This is a genomic window from Enterobacter chinensis, from assembly GCF_034008295.1.
Lineage (GTDB): Bacteria > Pseudomonadota > Gammaproteobacteria > Enterobacterales > Enterobacteriaceae > Enterobacter > Enterobacter chinensis.
Genome location: NZ_JARDVI010000001.1, coordinates 591,965 through 612,092, shown reverse-complemented (window position 1 = coordinate 612,092; position 20,128 = coordinate 591,965). Strand labels below are relative to the sequence as shown.

Annotated in this window: 22 protein-coding genes; 8 read left to right on the top strand and 14 right to left on the bottom strand. The window is 49.4% G+C overall.

What is annotated here, in order from left to right:
- Positions 1–753: 753 nt before the first annotated feature.
- Together PYW49_RS03065 and PYW49_RS03060 are read right to left on the bottom strand one after the other, a co-directional pair.
- Entirely contained in the window at positions 754–1,050 is a 297-nt protein-coding gene (locus PYW49_RS03065; protein ID WP_153688341.1) for a helix-turn-helix domain-containing protein, read from the bottom strand.
- Between the two features lie 308 nt (positions 1,051–1,358).
- A complete protein-coding gene (locus PYW49_RS03060; RefSeq protein ID WP_320385625.1) occupies positions 1,359–1,916 on the bottom strand; it encodes a hypothetical protein in 558 nt (185 codons plus the stop codon).
- A gap of 97 nt (positions 1,917–2,013) precedes the next feature.
- On the opposite strand from PYW49_RS03060, the gene PYW49_RS03055 reads away from it, so the two are divergent.
- Positions 2,014–2,346 (top strand): helix-turn-helix domain-containing protein, encoded by a 333-nt coding sequence (locus PYW49_RS03055; protein WP_103798348.1) that lies wholly within the window; start codon positions 2,014–2,016, stop codon positions 2,344–2,346.
- A gap of 210 nt (positions 2,347–2,556) precedes the next feature.
- On the opposite strand, the gene PYW49_RS03050 is transcribed toward PYW49_RS03055, so the two are convergent.
- The 5 genes from PYW49_RS03050 to PYW49_RS03030 all read right to left on the bottom strand — a co-directional run bounded on the left by PYW49_RS03050 (position 2,557) and on the right by PYW49_RS03030 (position 9,440).
- The gene (locus PYW49_RS03050) at positions 2,557–2,985 is read right to left on the bottom strand and encodes a hypothetical protein (RefSeq protein WP_087053280.1); all 429 of its coding nucleotides are present in this window, start codon (positions 2,983–2,985) and stop codon (positions 2,557–2,559) included.
- Positions 2,985–5,351 (bottom strand): hypothetical protein, encoded by a 2,367-nt coding sequence (locus PYW49_RS03045; RefSeq protein ID WP_320385624.1) that lies wholly within the window; start codon positions 5,349–5,351, stop codon positions 2,985–2,987. The genes PYW49_RS03050 and PYW49_RS03045 overlap by 1 nt, the downstream gene beginning before the upstream one ends.
- A complete protein-coding gene (locus PYW49_RS03040; RefSeq protein ID WP_320385623.1) occupies positions 5,335–6,900 on the bottom strand; it encodes a site-specific integrase in 1,566 nt (521 codons plus the stop codon). Before PYW49_RS03040 ends, PYW49_RS03045 begins: the two co-directional genes overlap by 17 nt.
- Entirely contained in the window at positions 6,887–8,227 is a 1,341-nt protein-coding gene (locus PYW49_RS03035) for a site-specific integrase (protein WP_320385622.1), read from the bottom strand. Before PYW49_RS03035 ends, PYW49_RS03040 begins: the two co-directional genes overlap by 14 nt.
- A 304-nt stretch (positions 8,228–8,531) precedes the next feature.
- On the bottom strand, positions 8,532–9,440 hold the full coding sequence (locus tag PYW49_RS03030) for a LysR family transcriptional regulator (RefSeq protein WP_320385621.1): 909 nt from the start codon (positions 9,438–9,440) through the stop codon (positions 8,532–8,534).
- Between the two features lie 94 nt (positions 9,441–9,534).
- Between PYW49_RS03030 and PYW49_RS03025 the strand changes: the two genes are divergently transcribed.
- The 5 genes from PYW49_RS03025 (at position 9,535) to PYW49_RS03005 (ending at position 12,346) form a co-directional block, all read left to right on the top strand.
- Entirely contained in the window at positions 9,535–10,497 is a 963-nt protein-coding gene (locus PYW49_RS03025) for an NAD-dependent epimerase/dehydratase family protein (protein ID WP_320385620.1), read from the top strand.
- A 79-nt stretch (positions 10,498–10,576) separates the two neighbouring features.
- Positions 10,577–11,020 (top strand): PACE efflux transporter, encoded by a 444-nt coding sequence (locus PYW49_RS03020; protein ID WP_134350312.1) that lies wholly within the window; start codon positions 10,577–10,579, stop codon positions 11,018–11,020.
- A 71-nt stretch (positions 11,021–11,091) separates the two neighbouring features.
- On the top strand, positions 11,092–11,445 hold the full coding sequence (locus tag PYW49_RS03015) for a hypothetical protein (RefSeq protein ID WP_134350311.1): 354 nt from the start codon (positions 11,092–11,094) through the stop codon (positions 11,443–11,445).
- 13 nt (positions 11,446–11,458) lie between these two features.
- A complete protein-coding gene (locus tag PYW49_RS03010; RefSeq protein ID WP_320385619.1) occupies positions 11,459–11,887 on the top strand; it encodes a DUF4354 family protein in 429 nt (142 codons plus the stop codon).
- Positions 11,888–11,974: 87 nt separating this feature from the next.
- Positions 11,975–12,346, top strand: a complete 372-nt coding sequence (locus tag PYW49_RS03005; protein ID WP_320385618.1) for a VOC family protein — start codon at positions 11,975–11,977, stop codon at positions 12,344–12,346.
- Positions 12,347–12,358: 12 nt separating this feature from the next.
- Here PYW49_RS03005 and PYW49_RS03000 read toward each other — a convergent pair whose 3' ends face one another.
- Positions 12,359–13,126 (bottom strand): DeoR/GlpR family DNA-binding transcription regulator, encoded by a 768-nt coding sequence (locus tag PYW49_RS03000; RefSeq protein WP_320385840.1) that lies wholly within the window; start codon positions 13,124–13,126, stop codon positions 12,359–12,361.
- 86 nt (positions 13,127–13,212) lie between these two features.
- Between PYW49_RS03000 and PYW49_RS02995 the strand changes: the two genes are divergently transcribed.
- Together PYW49_RS02995 and tam are read left to right on the top strand one after the other, a co-directional pair.
- Entirely contained in the window at positions 13,213–13,797 is a 585-nt protein-coding gene (locus tag PYW49_RS02995; protein WP_320385617.1) for an NUDIX domain-containing protein, read from the top strand.
- Between the two features lie 83 nt (positions 13,798–13,880).
- Entirely contained in the window at positions 13,881–14,639 is a 759-nt protein-coding gene (tam, locus tag PYW49_RS02990) for a trans-aconitate 2-methyltransferase (protein ID WP_320385616.1), read from the top strand.
- A gap of 4 nt (positions 14,640–14,643) precedes the next feature.
- Here tam and PYW49_RS02985 read toward each other — a convergent pair whose 3' ends face one another.
- From PYW49_RS02985 to PYW49_RS02960, 6 genes are all read right to left on the bottom strand, one after another.
- Complete coding sequence (locus tag PYW49_RS02985; protein WP_320385615.1) at positions 14,644–15,834, bottom strand: cytochrome c biogenesis protein/redoxin; 1,191 nt, start codon at positions 15,832–15,834, stop codon at positions 14,644–14,646.
- Between the two features lie 135 nt (positions 15,835–15,969).
- Entirely contained in the window at positions 15,970–17,274 is a 1,305-nt protein-coding gene (locus PYW49_RS02980; protein ID WP_320385614.1) for an ATP-binding protein, read from the bottom strand.
- A complete protein-coding gene (locus PYW49_RS02975; protein ID WP_320385613.1) occupies positions 17,271–18,011 on the bottom strand; it encodes a response regulator in 741 nt (246 codons plus the stop codon). The genes PYW49_RS02980 and PYW49_RS02975 overlap by 4 nt, the downstream gene beginning before the upstream one ends.
- A 44-nt stretch (positions 18,012–18,055) precedes the next feature.
- Positions 18,056–19,051, bottom strand: a complete 996-nt coding sequence (locus PYW49_RS02970; RefSeq protein WP_320385612.1) for an alpha/beta fold hydrolase — start codon at positions 19,049–19,051, stop codon at positions 18,056–18,058.
- A 145-nt stretch (positions 19,052–19,196) separates the two neighbouring features.
- Positions 19,197–19,637 (bottom strand): GNAT family N-acetyltransferase, encoded by a 441-nt coding sequence (locus PYW49_RS02965; protein ID WP_320385611.1) that lies wholly within the window; start codon positions 19,635–19,637, stop codon positions 19,197–19,199.
- A gap of 12 nt (positions 19,638–19,649) precedes the next feature.
- Positions 19,650–20,120 (bottom strand): GNAT family N-acetyltransferase, encoded by a 471-nt coding sequence (locus tag PYW49_RS02960; RefSeq protein ID WP_320385610.1) that lies wholly within the window; start codon positions 20,118–20,120, stop codon positions 19,650–19,652.
- Between the last annotated feature and the right edge of the window lie 8 nt (positions 20,121–20,128).

Here is a 20,128-nt window from a genome sequence, read left to right as displayed (position 1 = left end):
GGTTCAGCAGGACCTTTCTCCAGAGTGTCCAACCAGCGCGCGGAAATGAATGCTGTGATAATTTCCACCGGGAGGCACCCGGCACCACTCCCTCAGTTATTGCCAACTTAGCTATTTATGCCTGCTTGTCCGAGCAGGCTTTTTTTATTTTCCCTTGTGTTTTGTAAGGGGCCTCAGGGATAAGAAAGGGTGCTAAACCTCAGTATGTGTTTTAGCAAAACAATCCTCGAAACATTACAAGCTCGTATGAGACAAAAAAGCGCGGAGAACGACATCACTCCTCTCCGCAATAATAATTCCATCTTCTGACCGATTGTCTTTCTTTTATCCACAAAAGCTAAAGTCATGACTTAATGTAAATAATAACATTTTTAAACTATGTGAATAGTTATTTATTTTTTTGTTCAAATGACTCTCCTTAAGGATTGTTTAATCTATTGCTTTCATAAGGAGAAAGAAGCTCCGGAAACCATTAATTATCAAAAGGCTGCCGTTTGGCGGCCTTTTTTATTCCTAGATACAACACCCGCACTTAGCGAGGTGAGAGACCGTGAGAATGAATGATTCAGGGAACGATGGATGCACGACACCTCTATGTCGTTATGACGCGGGGATCTTCGCGGCTGGTTGTGTGCTCGCTAACTCCCATATTGACGGCTCGCTAACTCCGATGCAAAGCGCCCTTGCTCGCAAATCGCACCTTCCTTAAGGGCAGTGCCTGACGTACAGCCCTATCAAATAGCCTGGCTTCTATCACCATTCTTCACGCCTTGCCGGTGAATCAAACTCCTTTTCAACCAAATTTGAAGCCTTTGTATAAGTTGAAATAGGTCCAGAACTAAGCGAAATCTCAACTCCTAAAATATTAAACACGTTGTATAGACGCTGAAAACTTGCTTTTGAAGGGTTTGCCTCAAGGCGAGCGTAAGTCTGCTGAGTGACACCCAACCTGGCGGATAATTCTCTTTGAGTTAATCCTTTTGATTTACGAAATCCAATTAAAAGTGGTCGTAACTGGTTAAGAAGTCTGACCGGGAAAACATTATCCATAAGTAGGTGACCATGTCGATTATTTTAAAATAAGTTCACTTCGCGTAAAAAAAACAGCCTTCAGGGTGTTTTTTTACTTTACAACCTTTAAGATGTAAGGATGAACTCGTTGTTTAATTTGTTGCGTTGAAGTGTTAAAGGTTGCATCTGGGACTGACTGAGATTATATTTTTCAGGTCTAGCATATAGTGGTACGCGCTGCTAACACTCATATTAGTGAGGCTTATCAGTGCATGAATGGAGAGGGCGGGGTCGGCTTTGCCCTCTCTTTTTCATGACTGTATTAAACTTCAAGCCCTTTTTAAAATTCATTGCCTTATTGCAATATTTTTATTAACAATTCCAATCAGTGTGTTTATTTTTTCATTTATCTTAATATGTCTTTTATCTTGCTCAAGAGAAAGTTTCCGGAATTCATTTTCCCTGCTCGGCACGGCAATTATCAATTCTTCATAAATTTCTTTTGCTCCTGACACTTTTTCCAATTCACTGCTGTATTTTTCAATAAGAGATCTTATTTGAATGTTTACATCACTGTGTTCATGGCTGGTAGCACTTGAAAGTTGAAGGGAGGTTTTTTGGCTTACCTCAATTAATTGCACATTTTCTTTTGCTATATTGAATTCTGATGTGATTGAGTATAAATATTGATACACGCCTGATTTTCTTACTTTATTTAATAATCCTTTTTTTACTAGATATTGAATTTGGTTATAAGCAAAAGCTTTTGCCTTTCGATAAGTTTTCGGGAGTGAGAATCGCTCGACAAGAATTTTTGCTACATCATTACTGGTGAAGTTATCCTTGCCGATGTGGATTATTGCAGAAAATATGTACGACTCAGGGTTGGATACTCGACTATTCATATGACTAAAACAAGGCAGTTAACTTAGGATTGCTAAGTATACAACAATGGCAGATACTTAGACAATCTAAGCATTCGAGGCCAATGAAGATGAATCAGTGTCTGAAAAAAATCCGATACCAGAAAGACTTAAGGAAGCAAGATGCAGGGCGGGTTTATCACAGCGCTCATTGGGCCTCCTTGTTGGGTTTGATCCCGCTTCGGCTAGCAGTCGTATGAATCATTATGAGAAAGGGCGCCATGTCCCCGATATTGATACGCTTCGACGGATGGCGGCAGAGTTAAACGTGCCGTTGAACTATTTTTTTTGTGATGATCAGACCACAGCTGAACTTGCATTACTCATATCACGGATGACAGAGGAAGAGCGAAGTAATCTTATCGAAGCACTCAAAAAGCATCCAGGCGAAAAGCATGCTGACAAAAAATGATATTACACATAAAGTGACTGAACTTTTTGAAGGTAACGAAAGTGTAGCATTACACTGATGCAATGAACCAAGCAAGGCATTACAGTGGAAGACGCCCTCTCAGATAACAAACTCAAAAGAGGGAGCCATAAATATATGTTTATCAATACAACCAGCATTCTGCCGACAACCGGGAAGCTGTCGGCTTAATCTTCCATGACAGAAATATGACTACTTATGTAGTTCCCGAATCATATGGTTGGCCAACAGGCTTTCCACCGGTATAACCGAATTGATTTTTACCGCTTTGACAATCTCTATCAACGAAAGGGTATTTTGCGCTAATTGGTCTCGCAATTCACTTACTTCAGCCTGCAACTGCTGGTTTCTGGCCAGCAAAGCCTGACGGGTTTTGCGGTTGACGTATTGCTGTTTTTCTTTTGGGCGTAGATTCAATGGGCCAAGTTGCTGATCAACATAGGCAGCAATTAGGCGTTTACGCTCTAGGCTGCTCAGCGTACTTAAACCACCGTTAACGATACCTTTTGCCTTGAGCCTAATATGCAGGGCCTTGGCGGAAATAGGGGACTTGTCAAAGCCCTCAACCAGCATCAGTTGTAATTCGTGCTCAATCAGTGTGTTCAGTTCCTTGCCGCGCATCAGTCGTTCTCCTGCATCAATTGTTGGTATTCAAGTGCAAAAAGCTGGGCCAGTGTACGGACTTTGCCCTCGGTGATTACTCCACCAGACAACACACTCTCCGCAGCAACCAGTTGTTGAGTCTTGGCACGACGATGCCATTGTGCTTGTATTGCCTCGAGATGCTGTAACCGTCGTTCGATGTCGGCCAGTCTGGTCTGGTAATCAGGCTGATGTTGAGTAAGTTGGGTCAACTTCGAATGTGCTTGCTGTAAAGCCTGTTTTTTGGCAATCAGATTTGGTAGCTCATCTATCCGGCCTGTCAGCGTGAAATGTTCACAAAAGGCAGCACTCTGGCATTTCAGTCGATAAGGACATCCCCAGAGGTTAACTTCCCGCATACAGGAGCCAAATTTCAGCGGATACAGCACGGCATGTCTTGCCACCATGGCAGAGGCTTGCTCTGGTCCTTCTGCGTCGCGGATTTCTTCAAAGGCGGCAGCAACATCTTCAAAGAGGCCGTTAGCAAATGACGCCTCGACAAACCTGGCTACATCATCCCGATCGTCAAAAGTATGCAGGTTGGCTTTGATGGTATTGTCCAAAGTCATGTGTTCCGTGACCGCCAGTTGGCCGGTCCGTTTGACGATTTCCAGTGGCGTAGCAATGGAGGACGAAGAGGGCGCGACAGTTAGTGCTGTCGATAATGGCTGCAAGGGCACCAACGAGGCGGCTTTTCGCCGTTCTGCAAGCGCCAGATGTTGATAATGCTGATTCTGCGTGATGTCCACTCGACCCATCAACATTGCCTGTAAGTGGTCCGAGATATCCGCAATAGCAAGAAAGGTATTGATGTTGTGCCGGGGAATGTGGGTACGCATCCGCGTCGAGGTGCCATCCTCCTCCAGTAATTGATATTTGCTGAATACTGATCCATCAGGCTCAACGTTGCCTAAGAATTTATTCATAAGTGTGTTAGTGAAGGGTATCGGTGTAGCCAGCAAAGCCAGTGTGCGCTTTAATGCCAGCGAACCCTTCTCGTGTAGAAATAGCAGGTCCTCGTAGTTAACTTGGTAGCGTTTGCCATTTTCCATCCAGGCGTGTGTACAGGGTTCGTTGGCATTCGTCAGGCCAAATTCGGTCTTAATGTAATGATTGAGATCAGTCTTGGAATAATAGATAGATTTGCTGTTTTTCGGGCCTGGTATTTCTTGAACGGGCAGCACACCTCTTTTGCTAAGGGCTTTGGATGTTTTGTCCCGTTGTCCTGCCCGGCCCCGAAAATTTGAGGTAGTTTGGGTGATGTACTTCACCACATCATCCAGTTCGACTCGTTCACCGGGCATGTTGCTGATGGCCTGTGGCAGGTAATCATCAAAAGATTTTGCCCGTAGATAGGTAAGATGGCTGCGTATTGGTGCGGTCAACATTTTAACGGTACTGAATATACTCTCGACCAGCGGTACTGCCAGCGGTTCTACCCAATGCGTTCGCTCCCCAGCACCTTTGACACCAACATAACGGATACCAAGAAAATAATCGGGTAATCCCTTGTCCTGAAATCGTTTACAGATTGCCGGATCATCAATCTGGCGTTTAAACAGGGCATCCTGTCTGAGATTAAACGCTTCAATGGAGCGAAAACCGGTAATAATCAATAACAACAGGCAATTTAACGCGATTTTCTCAGCATCACTTTCCACCCGCTGGATTAATGCAACTATGTTCAGAAATCCGCGAATGGTAATCAACGCATCTTCACCATCGGTAGTGGTATCAGACAGCTTGGCCTGCTGTTTCAGCGCCATGGTTTCCCGGGCTTTGCGGGTCAGGTTGGTTTTGTTGGTATACTTCACATCAGAGTTGTATTGCAGTTTAACCAACGTAAATGTGAAGTGATTGACCAATTTTTGAAGGCTAACGCACCGCCCTTTATAGTTAGCTGTATTGGGGTCACCAGGAGATGAAACGCTACTGAGAAGATCCATCGCTCTTTGAATGACAACTGTGCTCAGGTAAGATGGATGGGTCTGTCCTGTCTCATAAAGCATCGCATGGTACCATCGTTTCAGAATCATTAAAGTTGCCTTTGCCACCGCTGGCGACATATTCCTATTTCCCTGTCGGTAAACCACTACCAGCATAGCTTTCATGAACTGACTATATTCTTTGTCGATGGGCAGATGTTCTACAATACCTTTGAATCTGTTCATCTCATCAAAACGTAATGTATTTCTGCCGTTCCCTCGCAACCATCCACTTCCCTGGTTACCACTTACCCAGATATGATCATTCCATGTTTGGGCAAAATCAGCAGACAGGTGCTGTTCGAACCATTTTTTTTGGTCTTCAATAAAAGCCTGAAAATGCTCAAAGTGATTTTTCATTGGACTTCACCTGTTCCTGATGAAAACGGCAGCGGGCGATAACAGACTCAATTTCAAACTGTGTGGTTTCATGGATTAAAATGAGCGGATTTCGGGAATTACCTACACCGTCTGAAATAGCGATTAGTTCATCGACTTCTTTTTTGACGCATTCAAGTAGAGCCTGATGTTCACCATCCGTAAAAGGGCGATAATACAGACAGCCGTAACAAGAACGCACTTCGCTGAAAGGGCATTTACTACTGTTCCTGGAACAACCACCAATTTTATCATGCAACTCGTCACCAACAAGTCCCACCACTGGATGGCCTTTCCAATGTGCTGAGTCGACCAGTTCACCAGTGAGCATCATAGCCACCATATTTTGCCAAACGGGATTCGACCCAAGCGCTTTAGCACGGATCAAGGCCAAGGCGGGAGTTGCCAAAATGTAGTATTTAGCTACGGCAAGAGAGGTGTGCCCCAGTACATGTGCTATCTCTTCAGCACTAGCACCTTGCATCGCCAAAGAGTGCCCAACATTGTGGCGTAAATCAGTAGGTGTAATTGTGGGCAATGCAGCTTCGCCACATGCTACGGCGGCTTGATATTCAGGAGGACAGAAATTTAGGATTGCCTGATTAATTGCCTGAGACACATAACGCGGAGCTGAAACGCTGAAATCGAATAGTTTATCTTCGGGGTTTTTCTTGTATCTCACGGTATAGTTCATAATTAACTCCCCAATTTCTGGGGGGATCGCCAGAAATAACCGCTCTGTCGTCACTTGTCTTTGTTTAGCATATGGTAAAAAAACACTGTATCGAGTCAGACCAGATTCCTGATTTCGTGTATCGATACGAACATCTTTGACCGCCAGCCTAGCGAGTTGTGCTGGGCGTGCACCCGTTACATAAGCCAACCCAAGGATAGCTGCATTTCGCACTTCGCTCTGACTGAAACTTTTGCCATCGCGTAACAACGAAGCCATTTCAAACAGTCCATTGCAAATCATGTTTTTTTCAAGAGGGTCAAGAATATTATCGATTTCTTGGTAAACCCCCCAATGTTCGAGATAGGGTCGAGGGACGAACTCAAGATCATCATAATCTTCAAGATTGAAACCTGGGAATGTTTCAGCACAAAGTATTTTTAAGCCGAATAACACGGAATAAAAAGTAGTATTATCAATATCCTCTTTTTCGATAAATAATCGGAGCGTACTAAGCGAAAACCCACCATGTTCTCGACAATATGAAATGATATTCCTCCAATCAAGATGCAACGCTGGAAGTTTGGTTGGAAATCTCGTCGATGCATATTTGAAACAGATATACTTGTTTAATTTATTTGAGATGTGATCTTGATTGAAAACAAGATATCGCCGACTACCTGAATAATCGAAAGCCCATTTGTTTTCTTTGTTAATAATATATTTATCATCAAACTCCATTGCCGTTTTTAGATAAATTCGATCAGGAATATCGAGTTCAAAGATAGCCTGAGCTAAATCAGGAGGGTAAACTGAGTTCCCTTCGTCAGATTTTAATGCATTATCAAATGATGTCATCGGTATATCTATCCATTATAGTATCTAACGTATTATGTAGCGCTGCATTGTCTTGAATAATTCGTTGGACATTGGCAGTATTAGCCTGCTCAGACAGGAAACGTTTTGCATATAGATCAGGCATTTGACTTGTCGGACTCCATCCACCCATCAGTCGTAGTTCATCTTTGGCTTCTTCCATTATCCCTGAGAGGGAAGGGACTCCAGCAACAAAGTGTGTTTTATTTTGCTGGCTTTTCAAATATTTTGAATGCCATATTTTTTGCAATGTCAAAAAGGCCCAAGTATGTCGGGTTGTATGCGGAGTCAATCGTTGCAACGAGTCAGAGTACAATGGTGATTTGTACTCTGGGTATTGGTTAGTGAAGACCTTATCGACTTTCGAAAAAATAGAATGAACTGATGTGTAGGACAAAGGCTTCGCTGACTGTTGACTCGATGTAAAGATGAAATCGTGTTTATCAGTTTTTGGTCGAAGCTTTGCTATATAAATGCTTAAAAAAATATAATCCTGCTTATCGAGCTCCAACACACGATTAGCCCATGCATTTTTGAGAGATGGCGCATTCTTTCTTGGTTCGTATGCCTCGTCGACAGTTGTCACAATCAAACTAAACTTATCACCTTTTAAATTAGGTTTAATTGAGCTGCACTCTAACAACAATATCTCACCTGTTCGTAAACCATAATTTAACAACAGACGAATAATCAAAAAATTGCGGAACTGAAGATGCCCGGAAGGGAAAGGATTTAGCGGGTTATGCTTTTGGGCAGAAGAGGGGGTTATTATTCCATACAGGCTGAGCACCATTGCCCCAGACAAACTCTGAAATCCTTGGCTGCTGTGACTATGTTGCGAAAATTTGTTTGATGTAAGCGTTCGATAATTCTCCCGGCAAAGCTGTAAACGGGTGTGTAAACGCGAAGCCAAAAGTGATAATGCTTTGGGAGAGTCATCCCGGTATGCAGGTGATATGTAGGTGTTAATCAAAAAAGAAATGAAATGGATCACAGCACGAACTCTGACTGTATGAGTTAAGCTATTGGCTTTTGTAACTCTCGTTAAAGACAACACATTTGATTGGACGTTGTGGCCATTTTCTAGATACATCCAAAATGCGGGCATTTCACCGACAGCAATGTCTGGATTGTGGTCAGATGAATAGAAGCTGTAGCAAAACGAGACACCATACTTTTGCCTCCAGAATTCGTAAAAAAACTTCACAGATTGAAGTGAAGCTGACTGTGTGGACAATGAGCGGAAAGCCAAATGGTCAATATGGTACCTAAGGGGATACAGCAACGGCAGAGAGGTTTCCAAGTCCATCAGGATCCATCGCCTTTTACGGCCTGAGATAACCAACTGCTTTAGTGAATACACAATATTTACCTCAAAATTATCATGGATATGAAGAGAATGTACTCTGTACCTAATGCAAGAAACGAGAGGGAGATCAGAAATCCTAACGTATTGATTTATCGGTTAGTGGGAGTGTCTTATGAACTTATTTACCACAGTAGGTGATTTAACATAATATACATTATGCGCACTAGCGTTTGTGTACGCTTATTGTGGCATCTTTTGCTCACCAATCTCTCCCTATGGTTCGTATTTAACTCCTGACGAGATCTCACCGCAGCCCTCTGTTGATATAACCCTGTAAACCCTCAGCAAGAAAATCAAATACCGTTTTACAGGCCAGGCTATGTCGTAAGTCCTCATGCATCACCAGCCAGGTGTCGAGATGAAATGCAAAGAAATCAGGCATTATCCTTTGCAACGGCGGAGAAAAATCGGCCAGTTGTACCTGACACATACCAATACCGGCCCCTGCGCGTATGAGGTTTAATTGTGCAACATCACTGTCAGTTCGCACGGTAAACAGATCGCGGTTAAGCTGAGGGTATTGTTTAAGTGCCTGTAAAATAAAGGGCGTCACAGTATCGAAACCCACAAGCGTATGGGTGAATAACTCTTCAATACTTTCCGGTGCACCATGTCGCGACAGATAAGCTGGCGCGGCATGCAGACCAATTTCAATCTTCCCCATCCGACGCGCAATTAGTTGATCCTGCACCGGTGTGGTCATGCGGACGGCAATATCCGCTTCCCGGTTCAGTAAATCCTGAACGCGATTAGACAGAACCAGCTCAACGGTTATGTTTGGGTATGCATCCTTTATTCGGGCAATCGCCGAAGGTAGGACCTCCGTGCCGATGATTTCGCTGGCAGCGACGCGCACCACTCCGCGTAATCCGGTTGCGCCGGAACTGAAACTGGCCGCAGAGCGCTCAATCATCATGGCGGTGTTTTCCATCGCTTGCGCATGGCCTTTCAGCTCAATGGCGGCATCCGTAGCCTGTAGTCCTGTCTGCGAACGGGTAAATAAAACAAGACCAAGGGCTGATTCCAGTGCCGCAATATGGCGCCCGGCGGTTGGCTGGGTGATGGCGAGCACGCGTGCGGCACCTGACAAGGACCCTTCTTTCATCACGGCCAGGAAGGTGCGATACCATTCCCAAGGGATATTTAGCTTCATACAAAAATGCATACCTGCTGGTTTATATTATGCAATTACATTTAGCCCGTGCGCTCATTAAGATGTCAAGCAGATATCCAACAAGGCTAAGACGATGAAAAACACAAATAAGGTACTGATTCTGGGTGCAACGGGTGGGATTGGCGGCGAAATTGCCCGTAAATTGATCCGGGACGAATGGGATGTTCGTGCATTGCGCCGCAGCGCTCCGCAAAATGACGAGCACAACAAAAGCATTACATGGGTAAGTGGTGATGCGCAGAAAGCTGAACAGGTTGAGGCTGCGGCGTCAGAATGTAGCGTGATTGTCCATGCCGTTAACCCACCGGGTTATCGGAACTGGGAACAGCTCGTCTTGCCCATGCTGCATAACACGATCAACGCAGCGGAGCGAAACGGTGCTTTAATTGTTCTGCCGGGCGCAATTTATAACTACGGCCCGGATGCGTTTCCCCTCTTACACGAAGATTATCTCCAGAATCCTGTTACCCGGAAAGGCGCCATACGAGTGCAAATGGAGCAGGCACTCGAAGCCTATGCACAGCGTGGCGGCAAGGTGCTGATTTTGCGGGCGGGTGACTTTTTTGGTCCCCGCGCAGGTAACAACTGGTTTTCACAGGGATTGATTAAACCGGGGCACCCACCGCTGATCGTTAAAAATCCCGGAAAAGCCGGAACAGGCCATCAGTGGGCATACCTGCCGGATGTCGCCGAAACGCTCGTAGCCCTGCTGGCGCGTCGGGAGGAACTCGAATCGTTTGCCAGTTTCCACATGCGTGGGCACTGGGACCCTGATGGGACAGCGATGACCGCAGCCATAAAACACGTCGCGGAGCGTGCCGGTATTAAAGCGAAGGTGAAATCGTTTCCCTGGTGGCTTGTCTTCGCGATGAGTCCTTTTAACACCACCCTGCGTGAAATGCAGGAGATGCGCTATCTTTGGCAGCAGACCATAGAGATGGACAATTCAAAACTGCTTGCCTTTTTAGGCCATGAACCGCAGACCCCCCTTACAGAGGCCGTGCATTCTACATTAGCCGGCCTGGGTTGTATTTAACATAACCCGACCTGCACGTTTAGAAAGGGTTGAAAGATGTCTGATATACTTCAGCTTTTGAAAAACGCTGCCCGAATATATGGAAATTGAATTAGATAAAAGTTTTAAAGAGAGAATTTTCCATGCTGTCATTTTTGAAGTGACGGCCAACGTTATCATCGCGCTGTCACTTGCCTGGCTGATGAACGTGTCGGTACTCCAGTCGGGTTCGCTGTCCGTGATATCTGCACTTACCGCGACGGCCTGGAATTTTGTTTTTAATAAACTCTTTGACTCGCTGCAGAAGAAACACCGCTTTCAGCGAACCTTCCTCGTTCGTGCAATCCATGCGGTTGGTTTTGAAACGGGACTTATCATCACCTTAATCCCTGTCGCGATGGTTATGCTGGATTTAACAATGACTGAGGCATTTTTTGTTGAGATTGGTCTGGTACTGTTTTTCCTGCCATACACGATGCTGTTTAACTGGCTTTACGACTACCTGCGCTGGATATTGGTTGGACGGAAACGGGTTGCCATGTAGCGGTTGTGCGTTATAGCGCACGATGATAAACTGGCCTAATTGATTGACAATAAGCATTGAGGCGCCGCTTTATGAATAAACTTCTTATACTCTTCCCCGCTCTGTGTTTAATCGGTTGCGTGGATCTGGGTAAAATTGGAACTCATCCGGAAGTGGCATCCTTCTATATCAATCATCCTAAAAGCCAGGTTGCAGATTGCCTCATATACGCATCCTCCAGGGAACATTTATCGCTGGAATTTGATGATACCCTCCCTGATGGTAGCGAAAGGTATAATCTCCAGGATAGCGATTATACCGATGTTGCCTGGGTCGAAGTCAGTAAGTTCAGCGGAAAACAAACCTCCGTTGAATTTTATTATGCCCCTCACGATCCTGGGTTGCATAAGTCTATTCTGTCTATAGTGGATCAGTGTAAAAAATGAAGAGGAAGATAAAATGCGAAATATCATGACTAAAGGGATTTGCATTGCGTTAGCGTTGTCCGCAGCCGGGGCGGCTCAGGCCGTTGAGAAAGAGAGCCATGGCGACAAGTTTACCGGGATCACCATTTTCGCTCAAAAAGAGTCTCAGGGAAGCCAATGGAACAGTGCAACGGGCGAAGCGAAATACATGGTCAGCTATAAGGTGACACTGGATAATGCGTCGGGTAAAAGTATTGAGCCGGGTAAAGATAATAAAATATGTTTCTTCCTGTTTGATAAAACCGGAAAGACATTTATGAGCACCGGTATTGAACTGGAAATGTTGAACAAATACAAACCCCGGGACAACAGAACAGGCGGGGTTTATTTCGCCAGTTCAAACCCTGATATTTTAAATATGCCATTTGTCCGTTTCGGCACGGGAAAAGACTGCATAAATTGATGTCCGTCACATCGACGCGTCCTTTAGCATGTTCGATGTCCCTTTCCTTCTATACTCTTTATTTCTCTCTTTTATAAGGAAGGAACAATGTTCGATCATGTGAAATTCGGCGTCAGTGATTGTGAAAAAAGTAAAACCTTCTTCCTCCAGGCACTTCAGCCACTTGGCGTGGAACTCATCGATGAAGGCACGCCAGACTACGGTGTTGAAATGAGTTCAGGCGACGTTTCGCTCTGCCTTTTTCAGACAAATGAAAAACCAGCACCGCTGCATCTGGCTTTTGTGGCCAACACGCGCCAGCAGGTCGATGCGTTTTACCATGCCGCGCTTAGCGCAGGCGGACTTGATAACGGCGCGCCGGGATTGCGGTCATACGGTGAAAATTACTATGCCGCTTTTGTTATCTCGCCTGATGGTCATAATATCGAGGCGGTGTGCCATGCGCCGGAGAGCGTGTAGCTTAACGCTTCTTCAATCGCGATCGGAGGTCAACAGGACGGATACGCCCTTTTCCGATACCGCGCGGATCCAGCCCTTATCGGTATTGTCTTCAACAACAATTGTGTTCACCGAAGACACATCGCCAATCACGAACGATGACGCAGTGTTTATTTTTTCCGGAGACGCCAGGACAACCGTCTCGGCGGCTCTGCCGGAAAATGCACGTTTGATGCATGCCTCTTCGAAATCGCCGGTGGTCAGCCCTGCCTCAGGATGGATACCGGTCACGCCCATAAAGAACAGGTCCGCATGAATATTTTCGATACCTTCAATGGCCGCTGCGCCGACCGCGACAATCGAGTGTTTATACAAGCGACCGCCAATCAGTATCACCTCGATGGAAGGATGCTCGACAAGCCCCAGGGCAATACTCGGGCTGTGCGTAACCACCGTGATACGCAGGTCAGCCGGTAAAAACGTAATCAGCTCCGAGGTGGTCGTGCCGCCATCGACTATCACTACCTGGCCTGAAGAGATCAGCTGCGCGCCTTTGCGGGCGACCCTTTTTTTCGCATCCATCTTCACGGATTGACGTTCAGCGAACGGTGCAATAGCGGAAGATGACGGCAGCGCGCCGCCGTGAACGCGCTGCAAACGCCCTTCTGCCGCCAGCTCACGTAAATCACGTCGGATGGTGTCTTCTGAGACGTCAAAGAGAATGCTAAGCGCTTTAGACTGGACCTGACCTTCGGCGTCGAGCTTTTCGAGGATCAATTGTTTTCGCTGACTGGTGAGCATCATGAATTCCTGATGTTGCATGTTTTATCTTGAAAGTGCACGATAATGCTGTTTATGATGATTACTCTACGTAAGGAGGAACAAACGTGCAATCAAAACGTGCAGATGTGCGCATCATTGACAGTGAAACACTGTCAGATAACTGGTACGTCCTGAAAAAATACACCTTCGACCTGCAACGACGCGACAGCGAATGGCAGCGTCAGCATCGGGAAGTCTACGACCGTGGGAACGGCGCGACGATCCTGCTCTACAACCGTGATAAAAAAACGGTGATCCTGACCCGCCAGTTCCGTTTCCCCGTCTTTATCAACGGCCATGAGGACGATTTGATCGAAGCCGCTGCGGGGCTGCTGGACAATATGGATCCCGAAAGCCGCATAAAAGCAGAAGCGGAAGAAGAGACCGGGTTTCACGTTTCACGCGTGCAGAAAATCTTTGAAGCCTATATGAGCCCGGGCTCCGTCACGGAAAAACTCTACTTTTATCTTGCCGAGTACCAACCTAAAGACAGAACCGGCGCAGGCGGCGGGATCAAGGCTGAGGGAGAAGATATCGACGTGCTGGAAATGACGCTTGAAGAGGCATTACGCGGCATTGAAACCGGCAAGATTGTCGACGGGAAAACCATCATGCTGCTTTATCATGTTGCGCTGAAAGGCATTCTCTAGCCTGCCGCTCTCCGGACACCTGCCGTCGTGCAGGTGTCTGCCTGTGCTATTCTTGCAGAAGCATGCAAAACGGAGAACCGAAGATGGCCGACTGGAACCCTTCTCTTTACCTGCAATACGGCGCCGAAAGAACGCGACCTGCCGCTGAACTGCTCGCCAGAATCCCGCTGGATGAGGTCGCCACCATCGCTGATTTAGGCTGCGGGCCAGGAAACAGTACCGCGCTGTTGAGGCATCGCTGGCCTTCGGCACGCATCACCGGGGTCGATAACTCCCCCGCTATGCTCGAGGAAGCACGCACCGCCTTACCTGACTGCCACTTTGTTGAGGCAGATATCCGCCAGTACAAGCCTGGCCAGCCGCTGAGCCTGATTTACGCTAACGCATCGCTGCAATGGGTCCCTGACCATTACGATCTCCTGCCTCACCTTGTTTCTCTGCTCTCGCTTAATGGCGTACTGGCGATCCAGATGCCTGACAACTGGCTTGAACCCACTCATGTGGCGATGCGTGAGGTGGCGCTGGAGCAAGACTATCCTGACCGCGGCCGCGAACCACTGCCGGGCGTACATGCCTATTACGACATCTTGTCGGAGGCCGGTTGTGATGTGGATATCTGGCGGACAACCTATTTCCATAAAATGAACTCGCACCAGGCCATTATTGACTGGGTAAGCGCCACCGGTTTACGCCCGTGGCTCCAGGAATTGAATGAGAGCGAGCAGAAACGGTTCCTGAAACGCTACCATGAACTGCTGGAAGAGCAGTATCCGCTCCAGGAAAACGGACAGATACTGCTCGCTTTTCCACGGCTGTTTATCGTGGCACAACGTCAGCCCTGACGGGTTATGAGCGGGCCTCTTTGAGCAGCTGCTGGATAACCTTTTCCTGCTGCTCATAATCGCCTTCGCCAAAGGCGGTGTAGCGTAGTTGCCCTTTGGCATCAAAATAGTAATGCGCTGGCCAGTACTGGTTGCCGAAAGCATTCCAGATTTCATAGTTGTTGTCTGTCACAACCCGATACGGCAACTGCCATTTGGTGACCGCATTTTTTACCGACGAAAGCGGTTTTTCCCAGGGATATTCCGGGGTGTGAACCCCTATCACCACCAGACCCTGCGGCTGATACTTTGTGGCCCAGTCTCGCACGTGGGGGAGCGTATGCTGGCAGTTGATACAATCCCACGTCCAGAAATCAATCAGAACTACCTTGCCGCGCAGTGATTCGGACGTGACAGGGTCACCGTTTATCCACCCTGTTCCACCGCTTAGCGAAGGCAGTTGGCTGCTGGGCTCTGTCATCACTACCGGCTGGAGCTTCACCGGCGTGGTTGTCGATTTCGACATATTCAAGAGCGCGGTCTCCAGACGGTCCGCGACGCCGTTTGCCCCTTTCAGCAGCGAAGTCATCCCTGTCGCGTTTAAGATGACGGCCGCTAACATTGCCACACCCGCCCCCTGACGCAGTTTCGCCATCAGCGCCGACTTTGCTCTTAACGGTGCCATTAGCGTGCGGCCGCCGATAACGAGCAGGCCCAGCATCAGCGCGCATCCGCTGCCATAGGCGGCCAGCAGTGCGCCTGTGGTGATGGCTGAATGTCCCGCAATATTAATGCTGAAAATAGCGCCCAGAATGGGCCCCGCGCAGGGAGACCAGAGCAGTCCGACCGCAAGCCCGGCCAGAAAAGCCGATGCCATACCGCGCGTTTGCCCGCTTTGGGCGTTAAGGACGTTCCCGGCGCTGACCGCTGGGCCCGCCATGCGCTGGGCGAAGGTTGGGAAAATTAAGGCCAGGGCGGCGGCGGCCAGGATCAAAAGCGCGACCCAGCGCCCAACAATGGTTGCCTCCGTTATCCACTCGCTGGCAACGGTGACGACCATCGCGACCAGGGTGAACATCACGATCATCCCCGCGAGCAGGGCCAGAATATGTCGACGCTGCCCCTGAAAACCGGCAAAAAGCAGTGGAATAACCGGGAGCGTACATGGGCTGAGCAGGCTTATCATCCCGCCCAGAAACGCGATTACCAGAAACATAGTGACCTCACAATACAAGTCCTGCGACGCTGCAGTGAGGCTATTTCATCGTGCGGATGTGTTCAGGATATGTGTGAAAGCGTGGGTTTTGTCTGGCTCTGTATCACCCCGGCCGGGAGATACAAAGCCGTACAATTAACGGCGCGGTAGCGTAATGGAGACCTCCAGCCCGCCCCCGCCCCCGGCGCGGTTTGCCAGGTTCAGCTTTCCGTCAAGCTGAGCGGTGAGCTGCGCGGCGATAGCCAGGCCGAGCCCGGTCCCGCCGGTATCGCGGTTGCGGGATGTTTCAACCCGATAAAACGGCTGTAATACCGCCTCAAGCTCGGCTTCGGGGATCCCCGGCCCGTCGTCCACAATATGAATAACCACCTCTTCTTCAGACGAATCATCTATGGCAATCACGGCATGCTCGCCAAATTTGAGGGCGTTATCCAGCAGGTTGGTCATCACCCGGCGAAGCGCCTGCGGACGCGTAACGATCGGCAGGCGGGCAGCGTTTGCCTGAAACTGCACGTTTTTACCGATGTCCTGATAATCGCAGGCGATGCTGTTGACCCAGGCGTTCAGCTCCAGCTTCAGCGAGGTCTCTTCCAGTGTTTCTGATGACCGGGCATATGCAATGCCCTCCCGCACCAGACGCGTCATGCTATCCAGGTCGTTCAGGAGCTTGTCGCGAAGTTCTGGTTCCCCGGCCATTTCGACGCGCAGCTTCATGCGGGTAATCGGGGTCTGAAGATCGTGCGAAATGGACGCCAGGATCTGCGCGCGCTCCCGGAGGTAAGACTGAATACGCGCCTGCATCGCATTGAAGGCGTGCGCTGCCCGCTGCACCTCAAGCGGCCCTTTCTCCGTCATTGGCGTGCTGGCCGCGGGATCCAGTGAATCCACCGCGCGGGTAAATTGTGAAAAAGGCCTTACTACCTGTCGTACTGCTACCCAGGAACAGGCCGCCAGAAGCAGCAACTGCAGGATGAGCACAGCGGGCAGCCAGCTGGCGACGGGCGGCATGTGCGGGATCAGATCAATGGTCAGCGGCGCGCCATCGCTAAGCGTTAAATGTGCCTGAATATGCGAAATGGCGCCGGGAACCGCGGTAAAGCTGAGCGGGTACTGTGCCGCGAGCGTCGCTTTTAAGGTGCGGATGGCATCCTTTGAACGCTTATCCGTCGGTGCGGGGCCGGGCTCACCGGTGCCCAGAATATAACGGTAGTTACCTCGTTCAAGTCGCGGAAGCCAGGCGGCGCGTTCGCTGGCCGGCAACCGGTTTAAAATGGCGACGCTGGTTGCGACATCGTTTTCCAGATTACCGAGCATCACCGTGCGGGCGCTGTGCATTCGCTCTATCATGACCAGCGTCAGGCTCAGGGCGTTAGCCAGCAGAAGACCGGGCAGCACGACCATCAGCAAACGGGCCAGCAGCGAGCGTGGCCAAAGGGTCATTCGTTAACCTCTTTGATGATGACCGGCATCGTAAAGACGTAGCCTTCACTGCGGACGGTTTTGATATAGGCCGGCGTGCGGGCATCTTCATTCAGGCGCTGGCGAACCCGGCTTACCAGCAGGTCGATTGAGCGTTCAAACAGCTCGGCGTCTCGCCCCTGCGTCAGGTTGAGCAGCTGGTCCCGGGTCAGCACGCGCTGAGGATGGTCAAGGAAAACGCGCAGCAGGCGATACTCCGCCCCGCTGAGCGCCACAACCACCCCTTCCGGATCGATTAAGTGGCGGGCGACGGTATCGAGCTGCCATTCACCGAACATCACCAGCCGCCCTGCTTCCGTTACCTGTAAATTGGGCGGCATCGTGCGAAAACGCCGTAAAATGGCTTTGATGCGCGCCAGGAGCTCGCGGGCAACAAAAGGCTTCACCACGTAGTCGTCCGCGCCCATCTCCAGGCCCAGGATCCTGTCCGTCTCCTCACTGCGTGCGGTGAGCATCAGGACGGGCAGATCTTTATGTTTGCCGCTGCGCAGCTGTCGGCATAGCGTAAGACCGTCATCGCCGGGCATCATCACGTCCAGCACCACCAGGTCGATATGCTGTTTATCCAGCACGACGCGCATCTCTTTGCCGTTGGCCGCGCCCGTGGCGCGATAGCCAGACTTTTCGAGATAATCGACAATCAGTTCACGAATATCCCTGTCGTCATCAACGACAAGGATGTGGTCAATATGCTCCACCGAAATCTCCAGACCGAAGGGTAACGTACTGAAAATAGCACATTTCAGAGTTTATCAGCGTCGACAACGGCCTTGACGAAATCCTGCGGATCTTCCTGAGGCGGGTTGTGCCCCACGGTGGCCCCGAAGGTCCGGTGCTCATATTTACCGGTAAATTTACCCGTATAGGCCTGCGGCGCGGGGTGCGGCGCACCGTTGTTTCCGCCTTCGATGGTGATGGTCGGGACGGTAATGTTCGGCAAGGCGGCCAGTTTTTGCTCATAGCTGTCATATTTCCGTTCCCCTTTTTCCAGCCCTAAACGCCAGCGATAGTTGCTGAGCGTCACCGCGACGTGATCCGGATTATCGAGCGATTTGGCGCTGGCGTTAAAGACAGCATCGCTAAATTTCCAGTCAGGCGATGCCTGCGACCAGATCAGGCGCGCGAAGTCATGCGTGTTTTTGGCATAGCCTTGTGCGCCACGCGCGGTGGCGAAATAAAACTGATACCACCACTGCTGCTCTGCTTTTGGCGGCAAGGGCTGTTTACCAATCTGCTGGCTGCTGATGAGATACCCACTCACCGAGACCAGTGATTTCACGCGCTCTGGCCACAATGCCGCAACGATATCCGCCGTACGGGCACCCCAGTCATATCCCGCGAACACCGCCTGCCTGATGTTCAGGGCATCCATCAGGTTGACGATGTCTTTCGCCATAGCTGAAGGCTGACCGTTGCGCGGCGTTTTTGCTGACAGGAAGCGCGTGGTGCCGTAGCCGCGCAGAGAAGGCACAATGACCCGGTAGCCTTTTGCCGCCAGAGCGGGTGCGACCTCGGCGTAGCTGTGAATATCGTAAGGCCAGCCGTGCAGTAAAATGACCGGTTGGCCATCTTTGGGGCCGATGTCGACATAGCCGATATTCAGATCGCCGGCGTTAATTTGCTGTGGATGATCAAAGGCGGCCGCGACGTTTGTGCCGGTGGCTTCGGCCTGGCAGGACATCACGGTGGCAAGAGAAACGGTCAGTGCAAGGGTTGAGTAAGCAAGTTTGCTGAACATGTTGGTATCTCCGGTTGAGTACAATTCACGGGGATATAACAACACCTCAATGTATAGCGGATATGTGCGAAAGCGGGTTTATTGCAAGCCTGTGTATGTATCAGCGACGCGGATACAGTGTGATACAAACCCAGGCGTTTTAGTCTTAAAGAGAGAGGCGGTAGCGGACGTAGTCGTCAGCCTCGCCGTATTTGTCATAGAGTTTACGCGCCGGGTTATTCTCCCGGGTGACCCAATACAGTTTCGACCACCCTTCGCGCTTGCCTTCCTCAATCAGGGCATCAATAAGCGCCTTTCCGGCCCCCGCTCCCCGTTCTTCGGCAGCAACAAACAGGTCTTCCAGATAGCAGACAGGGGCCGTTGACCAGGTGCCTTCGTGGAGAATGCACATCGCGAAGCCGATGACCTTTGTGTCTTTCTCTACTACGCGGCAGAACATCGGAGAATGCGCTGAGAGCGCCCTTTCCCACGTTGATGCGGTAACTGACTCATCGAGGAAGCAGTCATAAAAATGGGTGTAGCCGTCCCACAGCGGTCGCCAGTGGGAGTAATCGTCTGCCTGAAGAGGCCTTACCGTGACAGTCATGCGTTCCTCACATTACAAAGCGATCGCCATTTCAAAACAGCGTAAATCCGCGCCCGCCATGCGCGAGTGATGAGATTTTTCGCTCAGCGTGACAAACCCCAGCTTCTGATAAAACGACCGGGCGTTAGGCGTTGCATCGAGCGTCAGGCGGGTTATTCCCCGGCTACGGGCCTCCTGTTTGAGCGCCTCGATAATCCGGGTCGCTATGCCTTTACCAGATGCCGCAGGCAAGGTGAATATCGCCTCCAGGCAGTGAGTATCCAGATCCAGATAGCCGGTTGCCGCAATCTCGCCCTTTTCATCTTCCACCACGTAAAAAGGGTATTCAACGATCATTTGCCGGTAGCGTTCGGGCATCAGATCGGGCGTCCAGCGCGCAATGACGTCCGCGTCGTAACTGGTTTTACAGCCGTGACGAATCGCCTGATTGCGAATATTCCAGAGTATTTCGGCTTCCTGCGGATTCGCTTTTCGTAACGTCATATCACCTC